3 protein-coding genes are annotated in these 2,636 nt (G+C 51.0%); all 3 read left to right on the top strand.

The genetic code is table 11. The features are described 5' to 3' along the window. Nucleotides 1-261, top strand: a 261-nt coding sequence (locus KDK18_RS12485) for a hypothetical protein (protein ID WP_257255255.1), incomplete at its 5' end; no start/stop codon positions are given. A gap of 105 nt (nucleotides 262-366) precedes the next feature. Then, nucleotides 367-2,199, top strand: coding sequence for a hypothetical protein (locus KDK18_RS12480; RefSeq protein ID WP_257255254.1), 1,833 nt, complete (start codon nucleotides 367-369; stop codon nucleotides 2,197-2,199). Between the two features lie 105 nt (nucleotides 2,200-2,304). Further along, a partial coding sequence (locus KDK18_RS12475; RefSeq protein WP_257255253.1) for a hypothetical protein occupies nucleotides 2,305-2,636 on the top strand: 332 nt, incomplete at its 3' end.

Below are 2,636 nucleotides of genomic sequence, written 5' to 3'. Positions count from 1 at the left end.
TGTGACTTGACCGTGGTCGGTGAAGATGGCCAGCCGAAGCCATGCGGAAAGGTCTGGAAGAATACTCAAGCCCTTAAGGATCACAAAAGAAGAGGCCACTCCAAACAATCAACCTGTGACGTGACTGTCGTTCGGAAGGATGGCCAGCCGCGGCCATGCGGAAAAGTCTGCAAGAATGCTCGAGTCCTGTCATATCACAAAAGAATGCATCGAAAACGCAAGTCTCCTGTTGTGGACCAGAACGATTACCTCAGTCCTTGATCTGACAACCGCCGTTTCATAAGGTTTTCTTGATCTATCCTTGCTCTGTAAAAGCCAGAATGCAGGGATAGAATTATTAAACACTCACTCTTTGCGGCACTACGTTTGCTGTTACTGACGTTGTCTGTCGCCTGTCAGGCCGAACCGTTGACAGAACGTTTTATTGTCGACACCAAAGACACTCATCTATGCTCTAACCCTTATTCATGGGCATCTTTAGAAGTGTTTGCCGCTGTCGGTTCGCTTTTAAAAAACTATTGGAACCCCCATTCACCGTCGTTTAACTGGATGGAACTACGGGGGGCGAGTCAGGATCACCCGTTTGCGATCACTACTATGATGCCTGGTTCTGGAAACAACCAACAACCCAGCCTGCCATCAGAATCATCCGGGCAGGAAGCCCGGGAGGCCCTCCCCCAACCTATAGGCTTTTTCACTAGCCGACTGTATTCTGACTCTGGTGGGGATGGCGGAGGCCCTGAACAACATCCACATACTTTAGGTTTAAATTGTTTCGTCCATCCCTGTCATGGCACTTGTCAATTCCGGCAGTCTTCCGATTTATCCGAAAGCAGAGCGCCGGATTGTGAAGAAAGTTCGACAGATCACACATTAGCATCACCCGGGCAAAGCTCATGCCCTCATTTGGCCGATAGATACTGCTCTATTTGCAACCCTGTTAACGGGGTTGCCTCAGACGGGATCGGCATAGACTCAGTGGTTGCAGGGACAATCGATAAAAAAGTCCCCGCCAGGAAAGCCATTTGCAACTTGATCATATTCGGGGAGGATGGCCGACTGCTGCAATGCGGGAAGGTCTTCAAGACTGCGAAATCATTTTCGGTTCACAAAAGCAACTACCACACCGGGCAAAAAACCTGTGACCTGACTGTGGTCGCAGAGGATGGTCAACTGCAGCCGTGCGGGACGCTCTGCAAGAATGCTAACGCCCTGTCGTACCACAAAAGCAGAGACCACACGAGTCAACAAACCTGTGATGTGCCCGTGATCGGCAGCGATGGTCTGCAACGGCCCTGCGGGAAGACCTGCAGAAATGCCGTAGCTTTGTACGTTCACAGAAGCGGACAACACACCGGGAAAAAGACCTGTGACTTGACAGTAATCGTGGAGGATGGCCAGCCGCGGCCATGCGGAAAGGTCTGCAGAAATGCCGCAGCTCTGTACATTCACAAAAGCGGACAGCACACCGGGCAAAAAGCCTGTAATGTAGCCGTAATCGGTGAGGATGATCAGTCTCGGCCATGCGGAAGGGTCTGCAAGAATTTTCAAACCCTGTTGAATCACAGAAAAAGAGACCACGGCAGGCGGCAAACCTGTAATGTGTCCGTGACCGGTAAAGATGGTCTGCAACGGCCCTGCGGAAGGGTCTTCAAGACTGCCAACAGCTTGTCGGCTCACAAAAGTGGGTACCACAGCGTGCAACAAACCTGTGACATGACCATGACCGGGGAGGATGGTCAGTCGCGGCCATGCGGAAAGATCTGCAAGAATCTTCAAACCCTGTCGAATCATAAAATCAGAGACCACACCGGGCAACAAATCTGTGACGTGACCGTGGTTGGGGAGGATGGCCAGCCGAAGCCATGCGAAGAAGTCTGCAAGAATGCTAAAGCCCTTTCGTATCACAAAAGAAGAAACCACACCGGGGAACGAACCTGTGACGTGAACGTGATTGGGGAGGATGGTCAGTCGCGGCCGTGCGGGACGGTCTGTAAGAATGCTCACGCCCTGTCGAATCACAAAACCGGATACCACAGCAAACAAAAAAACTGTGACGTGACCGTGGTTCGCAAGGATGGCCAGCCGCAGCCATGCGGGAAAGCCTGCAAGAATACTAAAGCCCTTTTGAATCACAAAAGAATGCATCTAAAACGCAAGTCTCCTGTTGTGGATCTGAACGATGACCTCAGTCCCTGATCTGACAACCGCCGTTTCATGCTGTTTTCTTGATCTATCTTTGCTCTGAACAAATCAGCATGCAGGGATAGAATTATTCAATACTCAATCTTTGTGGCACCGCGGTTGCTGTTACTGACGTTGTCTTTCGTCTGCCAGACCGAACCGTTAACAGAACGTTTTATTGTCAACACCAAAGACACTCCAATATGCTCCAACCCTCATTCAGAGATATCTGTAAAAGTGGTTGCTGTTGTCGGCTTGCTCTTAAAAAGCTATTGGAACTCCGATTCACCGTCGTTTAACTCGGTGGAACTCCCGGGAGCGAGTCAGGATCACCCGTTTACGATCACTACTATGATGCCTGGCTCTGGACACAACCAACAACCCGGCCCGCCATCAGAATCATCCGGGCAGGAAGCCCCGGAGGCCCTCCCCCAACCTATAGGCTTTTTCAC

This window comes from Endozoicomonas sp. SESOKO3 (assembly GCF_024606255.1).
Note: the sequence above shows the minus strand (reverse complement) of the source record. Positions and strands in the feature narration are given on the sequence as shown.